Consider the following 19,139-nt stretch of genomic DNA (forward strand, 5'->3'; position numbering starts at 1 on the left):
GGCCTAGGGGTCTACAACTGTGCGAGCTTCTCCAGCACGGGCGCGGCGGCCCGTACCTTCGCCCACTCGTCCTCGTCCAGCCCGGAGGCCAGCTCGGCGAGCCAGGCGTTGCGCTTGCGGCGGCTCTCCTCGAGCATCGCCTCGGCCTGTTCGGTCTGCCTGACGACCTTCTGACGGCGGTCGTCCGGGTGCGGTTCGAGCCGGACCAGTCCCTTGGCCTCCAGCATGGCCACGATGCGGGTCATCGACGGCGGCTGCACATGCTCCTTGCGGGCCAGCTCGCCCGGGGTGGCACTGCCGCAGCGGAACAGGGTGCCGAGCACCGACATCTCGGTGGGGCTCAGCGATTCGTCGACCCGCTGGTGCTTGAGTCGGCGCGACAGGCGCATCACGGCGGACCGCAGAGCGTTCACCGCGGCCGCGTCGTCTGGGGGCACCTCCCGGCCGTCGGGCTGGGGGCGGGACAGTTCCGGCATGGTCTTTAGCATAACTCATTACCCTTTCTAAGGAGAGCCAGGGGGCGCCGCCCGTCGGGTATCACCCATATGAGTGAGGACGCGGCCGAAAGTGACGCACCTGACCGCGTACGGACGGGACCGTGTCCGGATGGGATCGCGAGTGCTCAGCCTGCGGGTGGACGGGGAGCTGCTGGAGCGCCTCCGGCAGCACGCCGCAAAACGCGGAATGAGCGTCCAGGACTATGTGGTCCGGACGCTCATTCGCGAGGATTTCGACGAGCGGTTCAAGTCCTCCGTCGACGAGACGGAGAAGCTGGGGGGCCGCTGGCCGGCTACTTGACCCCGAGCGCCTGCTCGATCGGGTCGAGCAGGAAGTACACCAGGAAGCAGAAGCCGACCGCGTTCAGCAGCCAGGGGATCTCCTTGACCCGGCCGGTCGCCGTGCGCAGCAGGATGAAGGCCAGGACACCGATGCCGATGCCGTTGGTGATGCTGTAGGTGAACGGCATCGAGACCATCGTCAGGAACGCCGGGATGCCGATGGTGAAGTCGCCCCAGTCGATGTCCCGCACGTTCGAGGCCATGATCAGGAAGCCGACGACCAGCAGTGCGGGCGTCGCGGCCTGCGAGGGGACGACGGTCGCCAGCGGCGTGAAGACCAGCGCGAGCAGGAAGAGGCCGCCGGTCATCAGGTTCGCGAGGCCGGTGCGGGCGCCCTCGCCGACACCGGCCGTGGACTCCACGAAGCAGGTGTTGGCGGAGGCGGAGCCGAAGCCGCCGCCCGCGACCGCGATGCCGTCGACCATGAGGATCCGGCCCATGTTCGGCAGCTGGCCGGTCTCGTTGTCCAGCAGCCCGGCCTCCTCGCCGACGCCGATGATGGTGCCCATCGCGTCGAAGAAGCCGGAGAGCAGCACGGTGAAGACGAACAGGCAGCCGGTCAGCACGCCGACTTCCTTGAAGCCGCCGAAGAGGCTGATCTGACCGATCAGGCCGAAGTCCGGGGTGTCGACGATCTTGTGCGGGACGTTGGGGACCGCCAGGCCCCAGGACGCGTCCGGGATGTCGACGAGGGCGTTGATGACGATCGCGACGACGGCCATCGAGACCATCCCGATCAGGATCGCGCCCCTGACCTTCCGCACGATCAGCACGAACATCAGCACCAGGCCGAGGACGAAGACCAGCACCGGCCAGCCCTTGAGCTGTCCGCCCTGCCCCAGGCTCATCGGCACGGTGGTGTGCGCGGCGTCCGGGTTGCGCGTCACGAAGCCGGCGTCGACCAGGCCGATCAGCGAGATGAACAGGCCGATGCCGATGGCAATGGCCCGCCGCAGCCCGTTGGGGATCGCGTCCATCACCCGCTGCCGCAGCCCCGAGGCGACCAGGGCCATCAGGACCAGACCGGCGAGCACGACCATGCCCATCGCGTCCGGCCAGCTCATCTTGGGCGCGAGCTGCAGGGACACCACGGCGTTGATGCCGAGGCCGGCCGCGATGGCGATCGGGACATTGCCGACGACGCCCATCAGTACCGTGCTCAGACCGGCCATCAGCGCGGTGGCGGTGACCAGCTGGGCGTTGTCGAGATGGTGGCCGAACTTGTCGACTCCAGAGCCGAGAATGATCGGGTTCAGCACGATGATGTAGGCCATCGCGAAGAACGTCGCCAGGCCGCCGCGGAGCTCGCGGCCGATGGTCGACCCCCGCTCGGAGATCTTGAAGAAGCGGTCGAAGCCGTTCTTGGGAGGCTTCGGACCCGGGTTCTCAAGGGTGTCGACCGGCGTGGTGGCCGAGGGGGGCATGCGGGGACCTCAGTCGGACGGGCCTGGGCAGGCGTGGGGGGCCGGAGGCCCGGAACACGTACAGAATCAGAAACAACTGGATCAGGTTGGATGAATAGACGAGCTAAACAAGCCGTATCCAGAAAGGTTCAGTATGAATAAACAATGCGGTGATCGCTATCTCCGCGCGTAGACCCAAGTGGCGTACGGGACGCATCAGGATGGCGTACGCGGCGACCGGCCCGGCCCACGCCGCTCCGTGTCCGGGCCACCGCCGCCCGCAGCCCCCGCACCCCGTCCCCGTAAGCTGAACACCATGTGGAAGAAGTCCGAACTGCGCGAGGCCCCGGCGCCTCTCGAGGGCCCCGTCGTCGGCACGATCACCGGCGGCACCATCATCTGGTTCGTGCTCTTCCTCGGCCAGCTCCCCTTCTACGGCTGGTTCGCCGACCACGGCCACTCCTGGTGGGTGTGGACCTGCCTGGCCGGCGGCGGCCTCGGGCTGATCGGCGTCTGGTACGTCCGGGCCCGGGACGCCGCGATCAAGCGCTCCGCGGCGTCCGCCGAGCGGCCCTGAGGGCACACCGCCCACCGCACCGCCCGCCCAGCGAGTGAAGTGCGCATTCCGCCCGTAACGTCGGGGGCATGACGGAGCGGGCGAGGGCCGAGACCGAGCACTCCGGACCGGGCCGCGAACCGGCCCGACGGACCGCTCGGAAGCCGGTCGCCGCCGGACTGACCGCCGCCGAGGTCGCGGAACGGGTCGCCCGGGGCGAGGTCAACGACGTCCCCGTACGGTCCTCCCGCTCGGCCGCCGAGATCGTCCGCGCCAACGTCTTCACCCGCTTCAACGCCATCATCGGCGTGCTCTTCGTGATCATCCTGATCGTCGGCCCCCTCCAGGACGGCCTGTTCGGCTTCGTCATCGTCGCCAACACCGGCATCGGCATCGTCCAGGAGCTGCGCGCCAAGAAGACCCTGGACAGCCTGGCGGTCATCGGCGAGGCGCGGCCGACCGTCCGGCGCGACGGGGCCCCCGCCGAGATCCCCACCTCCGCGGTGGTCCTCGGCGACGTCATCGAACTCGGGCCCGGCGACAAGGTCATCGTCGACGGCGAGGTGCTGGAGAGCGACGGCCTGGAGATCGACGAGTCGCTGCTGACCGGCGAGGCCGATCCGGTCGTCAAGAAACCCGGCGAGGCGGCGATGTCCGGCAGCTTCGTCGTCGCGGGCAGCGGCGCCTTCACCGCGACCAAGGTCGGCCGGCAGGCGTACGCGGCCCAGCTCGCCGAGGAGGCCAGCCGCTTCACCCTGGTCCACTCCGAACTGCGGAGCGGCATCAGCCGGATCCTCAAGTACGTGACCTGGATGATGATCCCGACCGCGATCGGTCTCGTCCTGAGCCATCTGCTCACCCTCGGCCTGCCGGGCGACGAGGCCATCCGCCGGATGGTCGCCGGCATCGTGCCGATGATCCCCGAGGGCCTGGTGCTGCTCACCTCCGTCGCCTTCGCGATCGGCGTCATCCGGCTCGGCCGCAAGAAGTGCCTGGTCCAGGAGCTGCCCGCGATCGAGGGGCTGGCCCGGGTCGATGTGGTGTGCCTGGACAAGACCGGCACGCTCACCGAGGGCGGCATGGACGTCAACGGGCTGCGGTCCCTCGACGGCGACGAGACCCAGGTGAAGCAGGTGCTGGGCGCGCTCGGCGCCTGCGACCCGCGGCCGAATGCCTCCCTCCAGGCGATCATCGAGGCGTATCCGGCGGACCACGGCTGGCGCTGCACCCGGGCCCTGCCGTTCTCCTCCGCCCGCAAATACAGCGGCGCCGCCCTCAACGGCCCGGACGGCGAGAGCACCACCTGGCTGCTCGGCGCCCCGGACGTCCTGCTGCCGGCCGGCGACCACCGCCTCACCGAGATCGACGGCCTCAACGCCCAGGGGCTGCGCGTCCTGCTGCTGGCCCGTACCGAACACGAGCTGGACGACCCCGACGTCACCCGGGGCGTACGGCCCGCGGCCCTGGTCGTCCTGGAGCAGCGGCTGCGCCCGGACGCCCCCGACACCCTGCGCTACTTCGCCGAGCAGGGCGTCCGGGCCAAGGTGATCTCCGGCGACAACGCGGTCTCGGTGGGCGCGGTGGCCGGCAAGCTGGGGCTGCCCGGCGCCGACGACCCGGTGGACGCGCGCGAACTGCCCGGCGAGACGGAGGCGAGCGCGGCTGCGGTCGAACAGGGCGCGGTCTTCGGCCGGGTCACCCCGCAGCAGAAGCGGGCGATGGTCGCGGCCCTGCAGCTGCGCGGGCACACCGTCGCGATGACCGGCGACGGCGTCAATGACGTCCTCGCCCTCAAGGACGCCGACATCGGCGTGGCGATGGGCTCCGGCTCCGAGGCGACCCGCGCCGTCGCCCAGATCGTCCTGCTCGACAACAGCTTCGCCACGCTCCCCTCGGTCGTCGCCGAGGGCCGCCGGGTCATCGGCAACATCACCCGCGTCGCCACCCTCTTCCTCACCAAGACCGTCTACTCCGTCCTGCTGGCGATCCTGGTGGCCTGCTGCCAGATCCCCTATCCGTACCTGCCGCGGCACCTGACCCTGCTCTCCACCCTGACCATCGGCATCCCCGCGTTCTTCCTCGCCCTGGCCCCCAACAAGGAGCGCGCCAGACCGCACTTCGTCCGCCGGGTGATGCGCTACGCGGTGCCGTCGGGCCTGATCACGGGCCTGGCCGCCTTCACCACCTACCTGCTCGCCCGCAGCTACTACAGCGGCCCCGGCGCCCTGCCCGCCGAGACCAGCGCGGCCACCCTGACGCTCTTCCTCGCCGCGATGTGGGTCCTTGCGATCATCGCCCGCCCCTACACCTGGTGGCGGATCGCCCTGGTCCTGGCGATGGGCCTGGCCTTCCTCGCCGTCCTCGCCACCCCCTGGCTGCAGAGGTTCTTCGACCTGCGGCTGGTCGGGACGACGATGCCGTGGGCGGCCGTCGCCATCGCGGTGGTGGCGGCCGTCCTCCTGGAACTCACCTGGCGATGGGTGGGCCGGCGCTTCCCGGCCTGAGCCCGCACCCCGCCGCCGCTGAGAGCGGCCGAGGACCGAAGGGGCCGAGGGCTGAAGGGGCCGAGCGGCGCCTCTTGGCCCGCCCCGAACCGACCCGTCCGGCCGGTATCCGCAGCATGCCCGCCGCACTACACTCCGGCCCCATGACAACCCACGGGGCCCTGGCGTACGAGGTGCTGGCGAGCTCGCACCGCCACTACCACCATCACACCGGCGGCCACTACGGCACCACCGGCGACGGCACCCTCGACTGGTGGGTGTGGCCCCTCCTCGCCCTCTCCGCCATCGTCGTCATCTGGAGCCTGGTCAAGCGGTTCCGCTCGAACTGAGCGGGCGGCGTGGACGAGCCGGTCCCGCGAGCCCGCCATGATCCGAACGACACCCCCTAGTCCTCGCCTTCGTCGAGGCCCTGGTCCGGCGGGGGAAGCCGGGCGCCCCGGCTCTCCGCGATACGCCGTACGTCCCGCAGGGCGTCGGCCAATCCGCGGGCGAGGAAGCGCAGTTCCGGGGAGGTGACCCGCTGGCAGGCGAGCATGTCCTCCGCATGTCCGAGGAGCCCGTCCGCCATGTCGAGCTGCAGGCACTCGACACTGTCGGCGATACGGGAGACGTACCCCGTACCGTCGCCCACCAGATAGCAGGGGTTGCCGTCGGCGTTCGCCCAGGGCAGCAGGCGTGCGGAGCCGCAATGCCCGGCTGCTTCGCCGTCTCCGGGCGAAGACTCGAAATACTTCGCGATAGCGTGATGCATGTCGTCGACCTCATGGGGCTGATGACCACACCCCCGGACCGTTGCCGCGGTCGCGGGGGCCTTTCCGTCCTTACTCAGCATCGCCGACGAAATACGCTGGGTGCACGCCATGGGTGTCACCAAAGTCCGTGAGTGGACAGCGAGTTGAAGGTGTGTTCGAGCAAATGGAGTTGAACAACGAGGACGACGGCAGGGCCACCCCGCGCACGGTGCTCGGACGGCGCCTGCGCCGCCTCAGGGAGTCCGCCGGCCTCTCCCAACGGGCCCTCGCCGACAAGGTCGGATACCCGCACACGTACCTCAGCCGGGTGGAACGGGGCGAGCAGTTGCCGTCGGAGGCACTCGCCGAGGACCTGGACACGCATTTCGCCACGGACGGCCTCTTCGTCGAGTTGCTTTCCATGGCGCAGGACGCCTCGATTCCCGATTACGGCCGGGTCGTGGTCGACGGCGAGAGCAAGGCGGCCCGTATTCAGGTATTCGGCAGCAGCCTGATTCCGGGGCTCCTGCAGACCGAGGGTTATGCCCACGCACTCTTCCGCGAGTCGCTTCCCGGCGAATCCGAGGAACGGATAAACGAGCGGGTCGCCACGCGAATGCGCCGTAAGCGTGTCTTCGAGAAGGAGCAAGCACCCTATTACTGGGCAATCATGGATGAAGCAGCGTTAAGGCGCCCAGTCGGGGGCTCGGCATGCATGAGCGATCAACTCCGCCATGTGCTCGCGGCAGTTGCGTCGCCCCAGGTCGCGGCTCAGGTGCTGCCCTTCACGCAGGGAGAGCACCCCATGCTGGGTGGCAGCCTGAGCCTGCTCACCCTCCCCAGCGGGGCCACGATCGGATACGTCGAGAGCTTCTTTTCCGGGGAGTCGGTCGAGTCACCAGCAAAGGTTCTTGAGCTCACGCACATGTTTGACGTCGCTCGCTCCAAGGCACTTCCGGAGCGGGAAACTCTCGACCTGATTCGCGGATACCTGAGAAAGTACGAGGATGAAGACGATTCCTGACGCGTCCACTCTGCCCCGCTGGCGCAAGTCCAGCTACAGCAACGGCCAGGGAGCCGAGTGCATCGAGATCGCCGACGGCCACGCCGGCGCCGTCCCCGTCCGCGACTCCAAGAACCCGCACGGGCCCGCATGCGTCTTTGCCGAGGCGGGCTGGTCGGCCTTCGTCGAAGCAGTCAAGCGCGGCGCGTTCGCCCGCTGATCCGCCGACCGACCCGGCGCGGCACGCACCACGGATCGCCTCCGGCTGGCCCCCGTCACGTCCACCGCAACGGGGGCCGCCCCCTTACCCTCAGTCGAACCACCGCGCCCGCGCCAACTCCTCGCCCCGTTCCGGGTCCTCCAGGAGGGCCGCGACCTCGAAGCGGCGGGGCCACTGGGCCGCCGCCCAGGACAGTCCGGCGGCCACGCCCTCCAGGGTCGCGGCGTGCACGGTGCCGTCCGGGGTCCGGCGCCAGTCCAGCTCGGCGGGGCCGTCGGGGCCGTCGACGAGGAGTTCCTCGTGCTCGACGTAGGCCTCGGGGGTGGCGGCGCCGAGCAGGATGCGGACGGCCTCCGGGACCTCGTGGCGTACGCCCTCGGAGCGGACCTCGGCGCCGACCGCCTCGCTCAGCCGGCGGACCTGCAGCAGCTCCGCCAGCTCGGCCGCGCGGGCCGGGCGCACCGGCAGCAGCGCGCGGCCGGAGGCCAGCGGCACCAGGTCCGGTGCGTCGGCGACCACCGCGTGGGCGGCGTCCACCACCCGGACCTCTTCGTCGCGCACGACCCGCAGGTCGTCGGGCAGGGTCACCTGATCGGGGTCGAGGTCCGCCAGCAGGCCGTAGACCGCGTGCAGTTGTGCGGCGCCGACGGGCAGCTCCGGGTCGGCGAGCCGGGTCAGCAGCTCCGCGGCGCCGCCCGGCTCGTCCAGGAGCGCGGCGACGGAGGTACGCACGCCCAGTGCGCGGAGCACCTGCGCATCGACCTCGCCCGCGTCCGCGGACTCGTACAGTCCGGACAGCAGCGGATCGCCGCCCGCCGACCGCAGACCGGCGGGACGGCGGCCGTCGAGCACCGGGTGCCCGCGCAGCCACCAGGCGGTGTACGGCCGGACGGACTCGGTGGTGCCGTCCGGGAGCAGGACGCGGACCGGCGCGGTCAGCGCATCGCGCAGCGGCGGCCGGGAGAGCATCGCCAGCACCTCGGGCCAGGCGTCGTCGTCGACCAGATCGAGGTCGCGGACCGCCACGAGTTCGGTCACCACCGGGGGCACGGGGGTCTGCGGCAGGGCGTCGAGGATGTCCTCGCACCAGACGTCCACCGCGTCCAGCAGCCCGACGTCGTCCGGCTCGGCGAAGTCCCCGTCGCGCGGCTCCATCTCGTCCGGGTCGAGCACGACATCGGTGGCCCGGACCAGCGCGAAGTCGGCCATGACGCCCACGGCCGTGAGCGGCTGCTCGCCCCAACGCTCGGCCAACTCGGCGTCGCAGGCGGGGATTTCGCCCTCCCGGATGACCCGCTCGAAGGCGCTGCCCGGGTACACCAGCTCGCCGGCGGGCGCCAGCTCGCCGTCCTCGTCGGGCAGGGCGAGCGCCCCGAGCCAGGGCTCGTCGCCCGGCGTGAGGTTGGCGTCCCGGACCAGCCCGAGCACCGTCTCCGCCAGTTCCTCGGCGCCCAGCGGGGCTCCGGCCCCGCCCTCGGTCTCGTCGGCGAAGACGTCGTAGGCGTCCTCGTCGGCGTCCAGTGAGTTCGCGACGGCCGCACGCACCTGGGGTGTGGTCAGTACGGCGCGCGGTGCGGCCGGGGTGGCGCCCAGCTTCTCCAGCAGCGGGTGCACCGCGTCGGGGTGGGCGACCTTCAGTCCGAGCCGGGCGAGCGTACGGTGCCGGGCCGCGGCGTCCTCGTCGAGGCCGCCGGGCAGCGGCAGCAGCACCTGGCGCGGCCCGATCGTGGTCCGTACGCCGCTGCCGCCGCCGGGCCCCTGGCCCGCCGTGCCCGCGAGCGGCACCGGCAGCCCGCTGAGCCGGTCCGGGTCGGTGCCGGCCAGCGCGTCATAGAGGCGCCACCACCAGTCGGGCGCGCGTTCGACGCCCGCCAGCCGGTCGACCATCTCCCCCAGCCCCACCCGGGCCACACCCAGTGCCCGCAGCTCCGGGCGGCGTTCGAGACCGGCCGGCAGCAGGCTCGGGAACAGTTCGGCCAGCACTCCGACCGTCGCCGCGCCCGCGCCCTCCACCAATTCGGCGTCCACCGGGCGCAGCACGAAGCGGTCCACCCCGCCGTCGCCCTCGTCCCACTCGCCGGCCGCCGGCACCTCGGGCTCGGCGGACCGGCCGGCGGGCGCACCCGCGCTCGGCAGGAACCGCACCCGCGGCAGCAGTTCCAGCACCTGCCGGCGCAGCTCACCGTCCAGACCGCCCTTGCCCAGCGGCCCCGGCACCAAGTCGAGCGTGCCGACCGACACCGGCTGCCAGTCGCCCAGCAGCGTCGTGTACGCCGCGGCCGCCCGGCCCACCAGGAAGTCCGTCAGCGGGCCCGGCGCGACATGCCGGCGGGTCGGCTCCAGCGGGAACGAGGCGATCAGCAGCGCGGGCAGCCCCAGCGGCTCGTCCGTCGGCGTCGGTGCGTGCACCACCGCCGCGGTTCCCGGCCGCGCCGGTGCGCCCTCGTCGTCCACCGGCACCGCCCAGGTCACCGACCAGGCCGGCCGCAGCCGCTCCTCGACGGGCCGGTCCGCCAGCAGCGCCGGGTCCAGCGGACCGCCGTCGCTCGCCACCCGCCACCGGGTGGCACCGCGCTCGCTGTCCTCGATCAGGACGTAGGGGCCGTCCTCGCTGCGCCGCAACTCCCGTACGTGCTCGGGGGTCTCGATCACGACCTCGGCCAGCCCCGGCAGGGTCAGCAGCAGCGCCGCGTCGACCGCGTCCAGCAGCCGCTCGGCGAGATCCTGCGCGGCGACGTCCCGCAGCGGCAGCACGACGGCGGTGTCGTACCCCTCGGGGGCGCCGCCCTCCGCGGGCAGCGGCAGCCGCAGCAGCGGTACATGGCCGTCCCGGCGGCGCAACTCACCACCGAGCCCCGGGCTGTGCGCCGCGACCTCGTCCGCCATCGCCCGCGCCTCGGCCAGCGACCAGCGCACGCCGCCGGTACGGCCCACCAGCGCCGGCTCGTCGCTCACCGACAGCACCGCGGCGAAGCCCACGCCGAACCGGCCGACCGCCCCGGCCGACACACTGGGCTCCCGCTTCGCGGAGGCGCGCAGCGTCGACAGCGATTCGACGCCGGTGGCGTCCAGCGGAGCGCCCGTGTTGGACGCGACGAGGACGGCGGGTGCGTCGCCGTTCGCCGCGTGCAGGGTCAGCCGCAGCCGGCCCGGGACGCCGGCGCGCGCCGCCGCGTCGGCCGCGTTCTGCGCCAGTTCCACGGCGAGCCGGTCCCGGTAGCCGCCGAGCGCCAGGTCCTCCTCGGCGTTGGCATCCTCCCGGAACCGGGCCGGCGACGTGGCCCAGGCATCCAGCACGCCACGCCGCAGTCGGGCCGTCCCGAACGGGTCTCCGGCTGCGCCTCGCACCCACGACGTAGCTGTCACTGTCCGTCTCCCTAAGCGTGTGTCGGTGGCCCGACGGTATCGCCCCACGTCGGCGGGTGCGGCGCCGTGTCCCGGCTGTGGGATTTTTTCCCGCATGCCGGGGGGCGCCTTCGGCGGGAGGGGTGGGGTTTGGGGTGAGGCCCCGGCTGGGTGCGGTTGCGCCTGTCGGCGGTGGGGTGGTGGTTGGGGTGGGGCCCCGGCTGGGTGGTGGGTGCGGTTGCGCCTGTCGGCGGTGGGGTGGTGGTTGGGGTGGGGCCCCGGCGGGGTGGTGGGTGCCGGTGGCGGGGGCTCCGGGGTGGGTGTGTGGACTGCTTCGCTTTACGTCCACACACCCACCCCTCCGCCCCCGCCCCCTCCCGTCAGTTGTGGGCCCCACCCCGGTGGGGGAGCAGGAGAAAAACCAAAAGAGGCTCGGTCATGCCACGGCGCGGCCGAGCTTCTGGTTTTTGAACCCTTCCCCCCCCCACCGGGCGGGGGTCGCGGTCCCGGGCGGGAGGTGGTGGGCCGGAGGGGGTGGGTGTTCGGACGTAAAGCGAAGCAGTCCGAACACCCACCCCCGGAGGACCACCACCGGCACCACCACAAAGCAAACGCGGCCCCCGCCCAAACCCCACCCCCGCCGGAGGCGAGACGCGAAACGACGCCGCAGAAAAAGACGTGGGCCCCAGGCCCAGCGCGCCAGCGCGCAAGCGCGCCTAGCTGTGGCCGAGCTCCTCAGCCGGCCCGGTCTCCTCGACCGACCCCCCGTCCCGCTCCGGCCGCAGCGACAACGGCTCGACGATCGTCTCGTCGACCACCGGCGCGGCCGGCCGCGGCGGCTTCGGCATGACGGCGGCCTCGGAATGCGCGCCGCACCCGTAGCCGAGGGAGACGACCCGCCCGTCCGCGGGGGCGAACTCGTTGGCGCAGACACCGAAGGCCTGGCCCAGGGAGCCGGGGAGCGGGGTGAGGAAGCCGCAGCTCACGCAGGTGGCGGGGGCCGCCTGGGCCATGGCGGTCTTGGCTCCGAAGGCGTCTTCCCAGCGGTCGGCGGCGGAGTGCAGGCCGTAGCGGGACAGCACCCGGGCGCGGCGCATGCCCAGTTCCTCGGCGACCGCCGCGATGCTGCCGCGCTCGGGCGCGGGCTGGATCGCGGGCGAGCCCGGGAGGACGTCCGCCTCCTCGGAGTCGGCGACGTCGGCGGCCATGCCCTCGGCGATCGGGGAGTTCGGCGGCGGGGCATCCTCCCCGGTGAAACCGGGCTCCAGGCGCAGGTCGTCGGCCTCGGTGGGCAGCAGGTCGCCGGGGCCCATGTCGCCGGGGCGCAGCCGCTCGCTCCACGGCACCCATTCCGGTGCGAGCAGCGCGTCGGGGCCGGGCAGCAGGACCGACTCGTCGAGCGTGACGACCTTGGCGCGGGAGGCCCTGGCGACCGTCACGGCCCAGCGCCAGCCCCGGTAACCGGGTTCGTTGCAGGCGAAGAGGTGGGTGACGACGCGGTCTCCGTCGGCGACGGCATCGATGTGCTCCCCGACCGTGCCGGGCAGTGCGGCTTCCTCCGCCGCCTCCCGCGCAAGGTCGACCGCCTCGGCGCACAGGCGGTCAGGGGTACGGCTTCGCATCGCAGCACTCACAAGAATCGATTCTCTCTTCTACGCCGTCTCACGAGTGCGCCAGCCGTAGCTGTCCTTGTCCTGTCCGGACGACCGGCGGTACCGGGGCGGGCGGAGCGGACCAGGGGACCGCGTCGACGTCCGCGCCCGGTCGTTCCGGTCGAGCGCACCTCTTACGTCCCATTCTGCGGGATCGCGAGGAGGCACGCGGCCAAGAACGACCGCCGGTGGCGCGCTACACACGCTACCCCTTCAACGGTGTACGACCCCTCGGTGGGAGGGCAAATGTCAGCGGCAGCGACTCCGGGCCGGTGCGCCTCGCGCGCCAGCACGGAGAAAGTGCCCTCCCCTGGGCGAGTTGGGGCACTATGACCAGGTGGCTGCCGCAAGGGCGTCGAAGGTGTCGAGGGTGTCCAGGACCTCAGGGAAGTCGTCACGGGTGTCGCGCGCCTCGACGCGGGGCGGGTATGGGGACAACCGGGCCCGCCGGGCGGGCCGGGCGGTCGGCCGTGCGCTGCACCGGCCGTTCACCGGCGCGGCGCGGGGGTTGCGGCGCGCCACGCATGCGCACGGCGCGGGCGAGTCGGGTCTGGGCAAGCTGATCGAACTGCATGCGGTGAACTCCGCCGGTGACGTGATGATCACCGTCGCGCTGGCCTCGACGGTGTTCTTCGCGGTGCCGACGGATCAGGCGCGGGGCCGGGTGGCGCTGTATCTGGCGGTGACGATGGCGCCGTTCGCCCTGCTCGCGCCGGTCGTCGGGCCCCTGCTGGACCGGGTGCCGCACGGCCGCCGGGCGGCGATGGCGGGCGCGATGCTGGCGCGGGCGCTGCTGGCGCTGACGATGTCGGGCGCGGTGGCGACCGGCGGGCTGGAGCTGTATCCGGCGGCGCTGGGGGTGCTGGTGGCGTCGAAGGCGTACGGCGTGGTCCGCAGCGCGGTGGTGCCGCGGCTGCTACCGCCGCGGATTTCGCTGGTCAAGGCCAATTCGCGGGTGACGCTCGCGGGGCTGCTGGCGACCGGGGTGGCGGCGCCGGCGGGGGCCGGGCTGCAACTGCTGGGGCCGGGCTGGCCGCTGTACGGGGCGTGTGCGGTGTTCGCCGCCGGGACGTTCCTGTCGTTCTCGCTGCCGCACAAGGTCGACTCGGCGAAGGGCGAGACCCGGGCCCGGCTGGCGTCCCGGGAGGCGCGGGCGGCCGGCGGCGGGCGCAAGCCGGGGCTGCGTACGGTCGGCCCGTCGGTGCTGCACGGTCTGCAGGCCAATGCCGCGCTGCGGGCGCTCTCCGGTTTCCTGACGTTCTTCCTGGCGTTCATGCTGCGCGAGCATCCGCTGGGCGGGCTGGGCGCGGCGGCCTCGCTGGGGCTGGTGGTGGTGGCGGCCGGTACCGGAAACGCGCTGGGCACGGCGGTCGGTGCCTGGCTGAAGGCCCGCGGCCCGGAGCCGATCATCGCGGCGATGCTGGGGCTGGCGCTGTGCGCGACGGTCCTGGCGGCGGTCTTCTACCCGGTGATGGCGGTGGTCGTGGTCCCCGCGGCGGCGGCCACGGCGGGGCTGTGCCAGGCGCTGGCGAAGCTGTCGCTGGACGCGATGATCCAGCGCGATGTGCCGGAGGAGGTGCGCACCTCCGCGTTCGCCCGGTCCGAGACGGCGCTGCAGATGTCGTGGGTGGTGGGCGGCGCGATCGGGATCTCGCTGCCGCTGATCGGCACGGTGGGCATGGCGGTGGCGGCGGGGCTGGTGGCGCTGGGCGTGGTGCTGGCCGTACGCGGACTGCTGAGCGCGGCCCGGCGGGGCGGTACGACGGCCCCCCGGGTGGCCTGAGAGCCGACGGGCGACGCGGCACGCCGCACCCGGGCGTGGCGTGAGCTGGAGCGCCAGATAGCCTGCCCGTATGACCGCTGCGTTGATCTCCTGGGGCAAGGGCCGCCGTGCCGCTGCCGCCATCGGTGCCGTGTCCCTGGGCCTCCTCACCCTCTCCGCCTGCGAGAAGCCGACATCGCTCGCGACCGTGACCGTCGGTTCGACGACGGTGCAGGCCGAGGCCACCCCCGGCTGCGACGGCGACGGCAAGGTCCTCCCCAAGAAGGCCGTCACCGCCTGCATCACCAAGAAGGGCGGTCAGACGATCACCGTCCACCCCGGTGAGAAGGTCCGCGTGGGCGTCGACCCCGAGGTCGCCAAGTCCGGCTGGATCGTCATCGGCGCCGGCCCCGTCATGCGCGAGCCGAGCAAGCAGACGTACCGCAGCTTCGACGCGGACAGCCTGTTCATGCAGCAGAACCCGCAGACCGGCCAGACCTCCTACTCCAAGGACGTCACCCTCCAGGTCGCGGAGCTGGGCGGCGGCGACGGTCCCAAGACCATGTGGCACTTCACCCTGAAGCAGAAGGACTAGGGCGGGAGGGCCGTCTGATGCGGGTCCTGGTCGTCACGGCGGTGGCCGCCGAGCGCGACGCGGTGGCCGCCGCGGCGGGGCCCTGCGACGAGGCGGCACTGCCCGGCGGATACGCGCTGCGACGCGCGGCGGGTTCGCCGGTGGCGCTCGACGTGCTGGCCGCCGGTGTCGGCCCGGCGGCCGCGGCCGCCGGCACGGCCACCGCGCTGACCGCCGCCACGCTCGCCGGAGCGCCGTACGGCCTGGTCGTCTCGGCCGGTATCGGCGGCGGCTTCGCACCCGCGCCGCTGGGCTCCGTGGTGGTCGCGGACGCGATCGTCGCGGCGGATCTGGGCGCCGAGACCCCCGACGGCTTCGCCCCGGTCACCGAACTCGGCTTCGGGACGGTGGCGCACCGCCCCGGCCCGGCGCTGGTGCGGGCCGTCGCCGCGGCGGCCGGTGCGGCGTCCGGCACCGTCGTGACCGTCTCCACGGTCACCGGCAGCGCGGCCCGCGCCGCCGAGCTGGCGCAGCGTCACCCGGGGGTGCTGGCCGAGGCGATGGAGGGCTTCGGGGTCGCCGAGGCGGCCGCCGCACACGAGGTGCCGGTGCTGGAGATCCGTACGGTCTCCAACGCCGTCGGCCCCCGCGACCGCGGCGCCTGGCGCATCGGCGCCGCGCTCACCGCACTGACCGGCGCCTTCCGTACGCTTCCCGGAGCCCTGACGGCCGCCGCACCATCCCTGAGGAGGACCCCGTGACCCGGCCGCTGAACATCGCGTACTCGCCGTGCCCGAACGACACCTTCGTCTTCGACGCGCTGGCGCACGGCCGGGTCCCGGACGCGCCGGAGCTGGCGGTCACCTTCGCGGATATCGACGTCACCAACGGCATGGCCGAGCGCGGTGAGTTCGATGTGCTGAAGGTGTCGTACGCGGTGCTGCCGTGGGTGCTCGACGACTATGCGCTGCTGCCGTGCGGCGGGGCGCTGGGCCGCGGCTGCGGGCCGCTGGTGCTGACCAAGGAGCAGGGTGCGCCCGCGGATCTGGCGGGCAAGACGGTCGCGGTGCCCAGTGAACGGTCGACCGCCTACCTGCTGTTCCGGCTGTGGGCGGCGGCCGAGGTGCCGGGCGGGGTCGGCGAGGTCGTGGTGCTGCCCTTCCACGAGATCATGCCGGCCGTGCGCGACGGCAAGGTCGATGCGGGCCTGGTCATTCACGAGGCGCGCTTCACGTACCAGAACTACGGCCTGGTGTGCCTGGCCGACATGGGCGAGCACTGGGAGCTCACCACCGGCCTGCCGATCCCGCTCGGCGCGATCATCGCCAAGCGATCGCTGGGCGAACAGGCGTTGCGCGACCTCGCGGCGGCGGTCCGCAGCTCCGTGCTGATGGCCTGGGACGACCCCGAGGCCTCCCGGCCGTACGTCCTGGAGCACGCCCAGGAGATGGACCCGAAGGTCGCCGACCAGCACATCGGGCTCTACGTCAACGAGTTCACCGCCGACCTCGGCGAGGACGGCTATGCCGCGGTGCGCGGGCTGCTCACCCGCGCCGCGGCCGAGGGGCTGGTTCCGCCCCTGGGCCGCGAGGGGTTGCAGTTCGTGTGAGCTGTGCAGCGTGTGAGCTGTGCAGCGAGGTGTGCCGCGTGTGACGGCTGAGTGCGTCCGTCGCGTGCGGGCGTGCTCAGACGTCCATCTGGTCGGCGACGGCGCGCAGCATCCCGGCGATCTTCGCGCCGTGCACCTTGTCGGGGTAGCGGCCGCGCTCCAGTTGCTGGGTGACGTTCTCCAGGAGCGTCGTCAGGTCCTGGACGATCGAGGCGAGTTCATCGGGCTTGCGGCGCTGCGCCGCGGCCACCGAAGGTGCGGGGTCGAGGAGCGTCACGGTCAGCGCCTGGTCGCCGCGCTGGCCCGCGACCACGCCGAATTCGACGCGCTGGCCAGGCTTGAGTGCGGCTACGCCGTCGGGCAGTACCGACGAGTGCACGAAGACGTCACCGCCGTCATCGCGGGAGAGAAAGCCGAAGCCCTTCTCACTGTTGAACCACTTGACCTTGCCGGTAGGCACGTCTGTCCTCGTCCTCGTACTCGTCGGAAAGAAACGTTGAAATCTGGAGCCGGATCTACTGCGGAATCTGCGGGGTGGGTCCCCCCGCTCGACGAGCGAAGCCGAGAGTGGGGAGGGGCTGGAGAGCAGTGCAGCGGGCCGCAGGACCCACCGTCACCAAGGCTAATGGTCCTGAGGTCGGTGACAAGACGCCGCCGGGTGGATCCTCGGTGCTTCTGGCCCGGACTTACCCTGGTCAGGTGTCTGACGAAACTCCCCAGGCCGGGGATCTGCTGGTCCGAATCGGCGCGATCATGTTCCTAGTTGGCGCAGTGGCCACTCTCGCCACGGTGACGCCGCTGTTCCTCGGAACCGAACCGCTGCCGTCCGTCTTCTACTGGCTGTGCATGCTGATGGGCCTCGGGTTCCTCGTCGCGGCAGCCGGACTGATCCGTTCCGCCGTCGCCGAACGCCGTCAGGCGGCGGCGCCGTCGCCCCCGTCGGCGCCCTCCGCGACATAGCGCTCCAGCCAGGACGGAAACTCCGTCAGGTCGGCGAGCACCACCGCGGCACCGGCGGTACGCAGCTCCGTGGCGTCGCACGGGCCGGTGGCGACCCCGACGGACAGCGCGTCGGCGGTCCGCGCGCCCGCGACGTCGCCGATGTGATCGCCGACGTAGACCTGCGCATGGTGCGCGCGCAGCGCCTCGGCCTTGGCCTCGGCCCACAGGGAGCCGACGAGGGCGTCCACGTCCAGGCCGAGGTGGGCCAGGTGCAGCTCGGCGCTGGGCTCGTACTTCGCCGTCACCACGACCGCCCGGCCGCCCGCCGCGTGCACCGCGTCGATCGCCTCCCGGGCGCCGGGCAGGGCGGGCGTCGCCGCGATCGCGTAGTCCGGGTACAGCGTGCGGTAGAGAGCGGCGGTGTCCGCCACCCGCGCCTCGGGGAACCAGTGGCGCAGCTCGTCCTCCAGCGGGGGCCCCAGCCGGCTCACCGCGAGGTCGGCGTCGACGGCGGTGCCGGTCCTGGCCGACAGCTCCTCGTACGTGGCCCTGATGCCCGGCCGGGAGTCGATCAGCGTCATGTCCAGGTCGAAGCCGACCGTGAGGGGGTGTGCAGCCATGCCTGCCATTGTGCCTGCGGCGGCCACCCCGGCCGGAGGAGCCCCCGGGCCCTGCCTCCTCACCGCGGCACCCGCCGCATCCGCCACACCAGGAACAGCGCCGAGGCGACCGCGGCCACCCGCACCACCCCCGGCAGCCCGTCGACCATCTCCTGCCCCAGCCGCCCCTGCGCGATCGGCTCGCCCCAGCGCCCGTCGAACCGGCCCCACAGCCAGATCACCATGCCGCCGACGACGGTCCCCGGCACGCCGAGCGCCGCGAACTTGGCCTCGGTCCGGCTCAGCCGCCGGGAGACGTAGGCGAGCCCCCAGCCGCCCGCCAGCGCGAGCCACGACCCCAGCGCCGCACCGGCCACCAGCAGCAGGACGGCCAGCGTCAGCACCGGGCTGAGCGGTGCCCGCGCCGGCACCGCGACGACCTCCTCCCCGGCCACCGGCGCCGCACCGGCCGCGGCCCCGCGCCGCCGGCCGAGCACCCGGCGGATCAGCCGGGGCAGCGGGCGTCCCGCCGGCTCGTCGCCGGCCTCGTCCGCGCCCTGCTCCTCGTCCCCCTCGGCGCCGTCCTTCGTCAACGACAGCGGGTCGCTCTTCGGCCGGTCCCATATCTCCGGGATCTCGATCCCGCCGACGAACCCCGGCACGGTCTCGCCCGGCCCGAACGGCGCGGGCTCCACCCGCCACCAGTCGGGCGCGTCACCGTCGTCGCCCAGCTCGTGCGCGCCGGCCAGATGCGGCGGCAGGCCGACGGACGGCGCGGGGTCCGGGCCGCCGTCGCGCGGGGCGGGCACCGTGCCGTGCGGGGTGTTCTTGCCGTTCGCGGACGGCTTGCCCGCCGGGCCGCGGCGCCGGGCCAGGCCGGTGAGCTTCTCGCGCGCGGCGGCCCACGGGCGCGGTGGCTCCGCGGGCGGCGACGGCGGGGCGGGCGCCGGGCCGAGCGGTACGGAGGGCCCGGGTCCCGAGGCGCTCGGGGTCTTCGGCCCCTGCCGCGGCGCCGGGTCGCCCCAGGACGCGCCCGGCACCCGGTCGTCCGCGCTGCCCGCGGCCGCGACCACCGCCTCCGGCGTCCCCAGCCGCGCCAGGATCCGCTTCACGCCGGTCACCGAATCGGCTTGCTGTCCGTCTATCTCGGCCCGGAGCCCGGTGACCAGCCGCATCCGGGTGGCGGCGGGCAGTCCCCGCTGCTGGGCCAGGTCGCCCACCCGGCTCAGATAGTCATAGACGAGCTGATCGCTCTCGATCCCCACGAAATCCCCTGCGGCGTCCGCTGGTTGCTGCCCCGACGGTACCCCTTCGGCCCGCCGCCGGGACGGAGGGCGCGAGGGTCGGGCGGGGTGGCGTACGCGGGGCGTGGCGGGGTGGCGCGGCCATGGCGTTGCGGC

The 19,139-nt window shown here is 72.9% G+C and carries 19 protein-coding genes; 11 read left to right on the forward strand and 8 right to left on the reverse strand.

What is annotated here, in order from left to right; translation table 11 throughout:
- Positions 1 to 11 precede the first annotated feature (11 nt).
- Entirely contained in the window at positions 12 to 476 is a 465-nt protein-coding gene (locus Scani_RS07165) for a MarR family winged helix-turn-helix transcriptional regulator (RefSeq protein ID WP_159471084.1), read from the reverse strand.
- A 130-nt stretch (positions 477 to 606) separates the two neighbouring features.
- Here Scani_RS07165 and Scani_RS07170 point away from each other — a divergent pair, with 130 nt between their 5' ends.
- On the forward strand, positions 607 to 798 hold the full coding sequence (locus Scani_RS07170; protein ID WP_159471085.1) for a ribbon-helix-helix protein, CopG family: 192 nt from the start codon (positions 607 to 609) through the stop codon (positions 796 to 798).
- Here Scani_RS07170 and Scani_RS07175 read toward each other — a convergent pair.
- Positions 791 to 2,263: an NCS2 family permease gene (locus tag Scani_RS07175; RefSeq protein ID WP_159471087.1), complete on the reverse strand. Its 1,473-nt coding sequence runs from the start codon at positions 2,261 to 2,263 to the stop codon at positions 791 to 793. The genes Scani_RS07170 and Scani_RS07175 overlap by 8 nt on opposite strands.
- 295 nt (positions 2,264 to 2,558) lie before the next feature.
- On the opposite strand from Scani_RS07175, the gene Scani_RS07180 reads away from it, so the two are divergent.
- The 3 genes from Scani_RS07180 (at position 2,559) to Scani_RS07190 (ending at position 5,631) form a co-directional block, all read left to right on the forward strand.
- Positions 2,559 to 2,819 (forward strand): DUF2530 domain-containing protein, encoded by a 261-nt coding sequence (locus Scani_RS07180; protein WP_159471089.1) that lies wholly within the window; start codon positions 2,559 to 2,561, stop codon positions 2,817 to 2,819.
- Between the two features lie 68 nt (positions 2,820 to 2,887).
- The gene (locus Scani_RS07185; protein WP_159471091.1) at positions 2,888 to 5,302 is read left to right on the forward strand and encodes a cation-translocating P-type ATPase; all 2,415 of its coding nucleotides are present in this window, start codon (positions 2,888 to 2,890) and stop codon (positions 5,300 to 5,302) included.
- Positions 5,303 to 5,445: 143 nt separating this feature from the next.
- Entirely contained in the window at positions 5,446 to 5,631 is a 186-nt protein-coding gene (locus tag Scani_RS07190) for a hypothetical protein (protein WP_159471093.1), read from the forward strand.
- A 56-nt stretch (positions 5,632 to 5,687) separates the two neighbouring features.
- On the opposite strand, the gene Scani_RS07195 is transcribed toward Scani_RS07190, so the two are convergent.
- The gene (locus Scani_RS07195) at positions 5,688 to 6,053 is read right to left on the reverse strand and encodes a hypothetical protein (protein WP_246295533.1); all 366 of its coding nucleotides are present in this window, start codon (positions 6,051 to 6,053) and stop codon (positions 5,688 to 5,690) included.
- Positions 6,054 to 6,217: 164 nt separating this feature from the next.
- On the opposite strand from Scani_RS07195, the gene Scani_RS07200 reads away from it, so the two are divergent.
- On the forward strand, positions 6,218 to 7,057 hold the full coding sequence (locus tag Scani_RS07200; protein WP_159471095.1) for a helix-turn-helix domain-containing protein: 840 nt from the start codon (positions 6,218 to 6,220) through the stop codon (positions 7,055 to 7,057).
- Positions 7,041 to 7,256 (forward strand): DUF397 domain-containing protein, encoded by a 216-nt coding sequence (locus Scani_RS07205; RefSeq protein ID WP_159471097.1) that lies wholly within the window; start codon positions 7,041 to 7,043, stop codon positions 7,254 to 7,256. Before Scani_RS07200 ends, Scani_RS07205 begins: the two co-directional genes overlap by 17 nt.
- A gap of 90 nt (positions 7,257 to 7,346) precedes the next feature.
- Here Scani_RS07205 and Scani_RS07210 read toward each other — a convergent pair whose 3' ends face one another.
- Entirely contained in the window at positions 7,347 to 10,553 is a 3,207-nt protein-coding gene (locus tag Scani_RS07210; RefSeq protein WP_371872326.1) for a sacsin N-terminal ATP-binding-like domain-containing protein, read from the reverse strand.
- Between the two features lie 764 nt (positions 10,554 to 11,317).
- Positions 11,318 to 12,223 carry a DUF3027 domain-containing protein gene (locus tag Scani_RS07215; RefSeq protein ID WP_159471099.1) on the reverse strand — a complete coding sequence of 302 codons (906 nt, stop codon included), beginning with the start codon at positions 12,221 to 12,223 and terminating at the stop codon, positions 11,318 to 11,320.
- A gap of 430 nt (positions 12,224 to 12,653) precedes the next feature.
- Between Scani_RS07215 and Scani_RS07220 the strand changes: the two genes are divergently transcribed.
- The 4 genes from Scani_RS07220 to Scani_RS07235 all read left to right on the forward strand — a co-directional run bounded on the left by Scani_RS07220 (position 12,654) and on the right by Scani_RS07235 (position 16,198).
- Complete coding sequence (locus Scani_RS07220; protein ID WP_159471853.1) at positions 12,654 to 14,036, forward strand: MFS transporter; 1,383 nt, start codon at positions 12,654 to 12,656, stop codon at positions 14,034 to 14,036.
- 70 nt (positions 14,037 to 14,106) lie between these two features.
- A complete protein-coding gene (locus Scani_RS07225) occupies positions 14,107 to 14,610 on the forward strand; it encodes a hypothetical protein (protein WP_159471101.1) in 504 nt (167 codons plus the stop codon).
- Between the two features lie 17 nt (positions 14,611 to 14,627).
- Complete coding sequence (locus tag Scani_RS07230; RefSeq protein ID WP_159471103.1) at positions 14,628 to 15,350, forward strand: futalosine hydrolase; 723 nt, start codon at positions 14,628 to 14,630, stop codon at positions 15,348 to 15,350.
- Positions 15,347 to 16,198 carry a 1,4-dihydroxy-6-naphtoate synthase gene (locus tag Scani_RS07235; RefSeq protein WP_159471104.1) on the forward strand — a complete coding sequence of 284 codons (852 nt, stop codon included), beginning with the start codon at positions 15,347 to 15,349 and terminating at the stop codon, positions 16,196 to 16,198. The genes Scani_RS07230 and Scani_RS07235 overlap by 4 nt, the downstream gene beginning before the upstream one ends.
- A gap of 76 nt (positions 16,199 to 16,274) precedes the next feature.
- Here Scani_RS07235 and Scani_RS41665 read toward each other — a convergent pair whose 3' ends face one another.
- Positions 16,275 to 16,658, reverse strand: a complete 384-nt coding sequence (locus Scani_RS41665; RefSeq protein WP_085926275.1) for a cold-shock protein — start codon at positions 16,656 to 16,658, stop codon at positions 16,275 to 16,277.
- 239 nt (positions 16,659 to 16,897) lie between these two features.
- Between Scani_RS41665 and Scani_RS07245 the strand changes: the two genes are divergently transcribed.
- Entirely contained in the window at positions 16,898 to 17,158 is a 261-nt protein-coding gene (locus Scani_RS07245) for a hypothetical protein (RefSeq protein WP_174872628.1), read from the forward strand.
- Here Scani_RS07245 and Scani_RS07250 read toward each other — a convergent pair.
- Complete coding sequence (locus Scani_RS07250; protein ID WP_159471106.1) at positions 17,113 to 17,760, reverse strand: HAD family hydrolase; 648 nt, start codon at positions 17,758 to 17,760, stop codon at positions 17,113 to 17,115. The genes Scani_RS07245 and Scani_RS07250 overlap by 46 nt on opposite strands.
- 59 nt (positions 17,761 to 17,819) lie before the next feature.
- Positions 17,820 to 19,004, reverse strand: coding sequence for a hypothetical protein (locus Scani_RS07255; RefSeq protein WP_159471108.1), 1,185 nt, complete (start codon positions 19,002 to 19,004; stop codon positions 17,820 to 17,822).
- Positions 19,005 to 19,139 lie beyond the last annotated feature (135 nt).

The sequence above is a fragment of the Streptomyces caniferus genome (assembly GCF_009811555.1).
Lineage (GTDB): Bacteria > Actinomycetota > Actinomycetes > Streptomycetales > Streptomycetaceae > Streptomyces > Streptomyces caniferus.

Excerpts from the sequence above, each read along its gene's own strand:
- Scani_RS07165 (WP_159471084.1), bottom strand. The coding sequence starts at position 476 with ATGCCGGAACTGTCCCGCCCCCAGCCCGACGGCCGGGAGGTGCCCCCA.
- Scani_RS07170 (WP_159471085.1), top strand. The coding sequence starts at position 607 with ATGGGATCGCGAGTGCTCAGCCTGCGGGTGGACGGGGAGCTGCTGGAG.
- Scani_RS07175 (WP_159471087.1), bottom strand. The coding sequence starts at position 2,263 with ATGCCCCCCTCGGCCACCACGCCGGTCGACACCCTTGAGAACCCGGGT.
- Scani_RS07180 (WP_159471089.1), top strand. The coding sequence starts at position 2,559 with ATGTGGAAGAAGTCCGAACTGCGCGAGGCCCCGGCGCCTCTCGAGGGC.
- Scani_RS07185 (WP_159471091.1), top strand. The coding sequence starts at position 2,888 with ATGACGGAGCGGGCGAGGGCCGAGACCGAGCACTCCGGACCGGGCCGC.
- Scani_RS07190 (WP_159471093.1), top strand. The coding sequence starts at position 5,446 with ATGACAACCCACGGGGCCCTGGCGTACGAGGTGCTGGCGAGCTCGCAC.
- Scani_RS07195 (WP_246295533.1), bottom strand. The coding sequence starts at position 6,053 with ATGCATCACGCTATCGCGAAGTATTTCGAGTCTTCGCCCGGAGACGGC.
- Scani_RS07200 (WP_159471095.1), top strand. The coding sequence starts at position 6,218 with ATGGAGTTGAACAACGAGGACGACGGCAGGGCCACCCCGCGCACGGTG.
- Scani_RS07205 (WP_159471097.1), top strand. The coding sequence starts at position 7,041 with ATGAAGACGATTCCTGACGCGTCCACTCTGCCCCGCTGGCGCAAGTCC.
- Scani_RS07215 (WP_159471099.1), bottom strand. The coding sequence starts at position 12,223 with ATGCGAAGCCGTACCCCTGACCGCCTGTGCGCCGAGGCGGTCGACCTT.
- Scani_RS07225 (WP_159471101.1), top strand. The coding sequence starts at position 14,107 with ATGACCGCTGCGTTGATCTCCTGGGGCAAGGGCCGCCGTGCCGCTGCC.
- Scani_RS07230 (WP_159471103.1), top strand. The coding sequence starts at position 14,628 with ATGCGGGTCCTGGTCGTCACGGCGGTGGCCGCCGAGCGCGACGCGGTG.
- Scani_RS07250 (WP_159471106.1), bottom strand. The coding sequence starts at position 17,760 with ATGGCTGCACACCCCCTCACGGTCGGCTTCGACCTGGACATGACGCTG.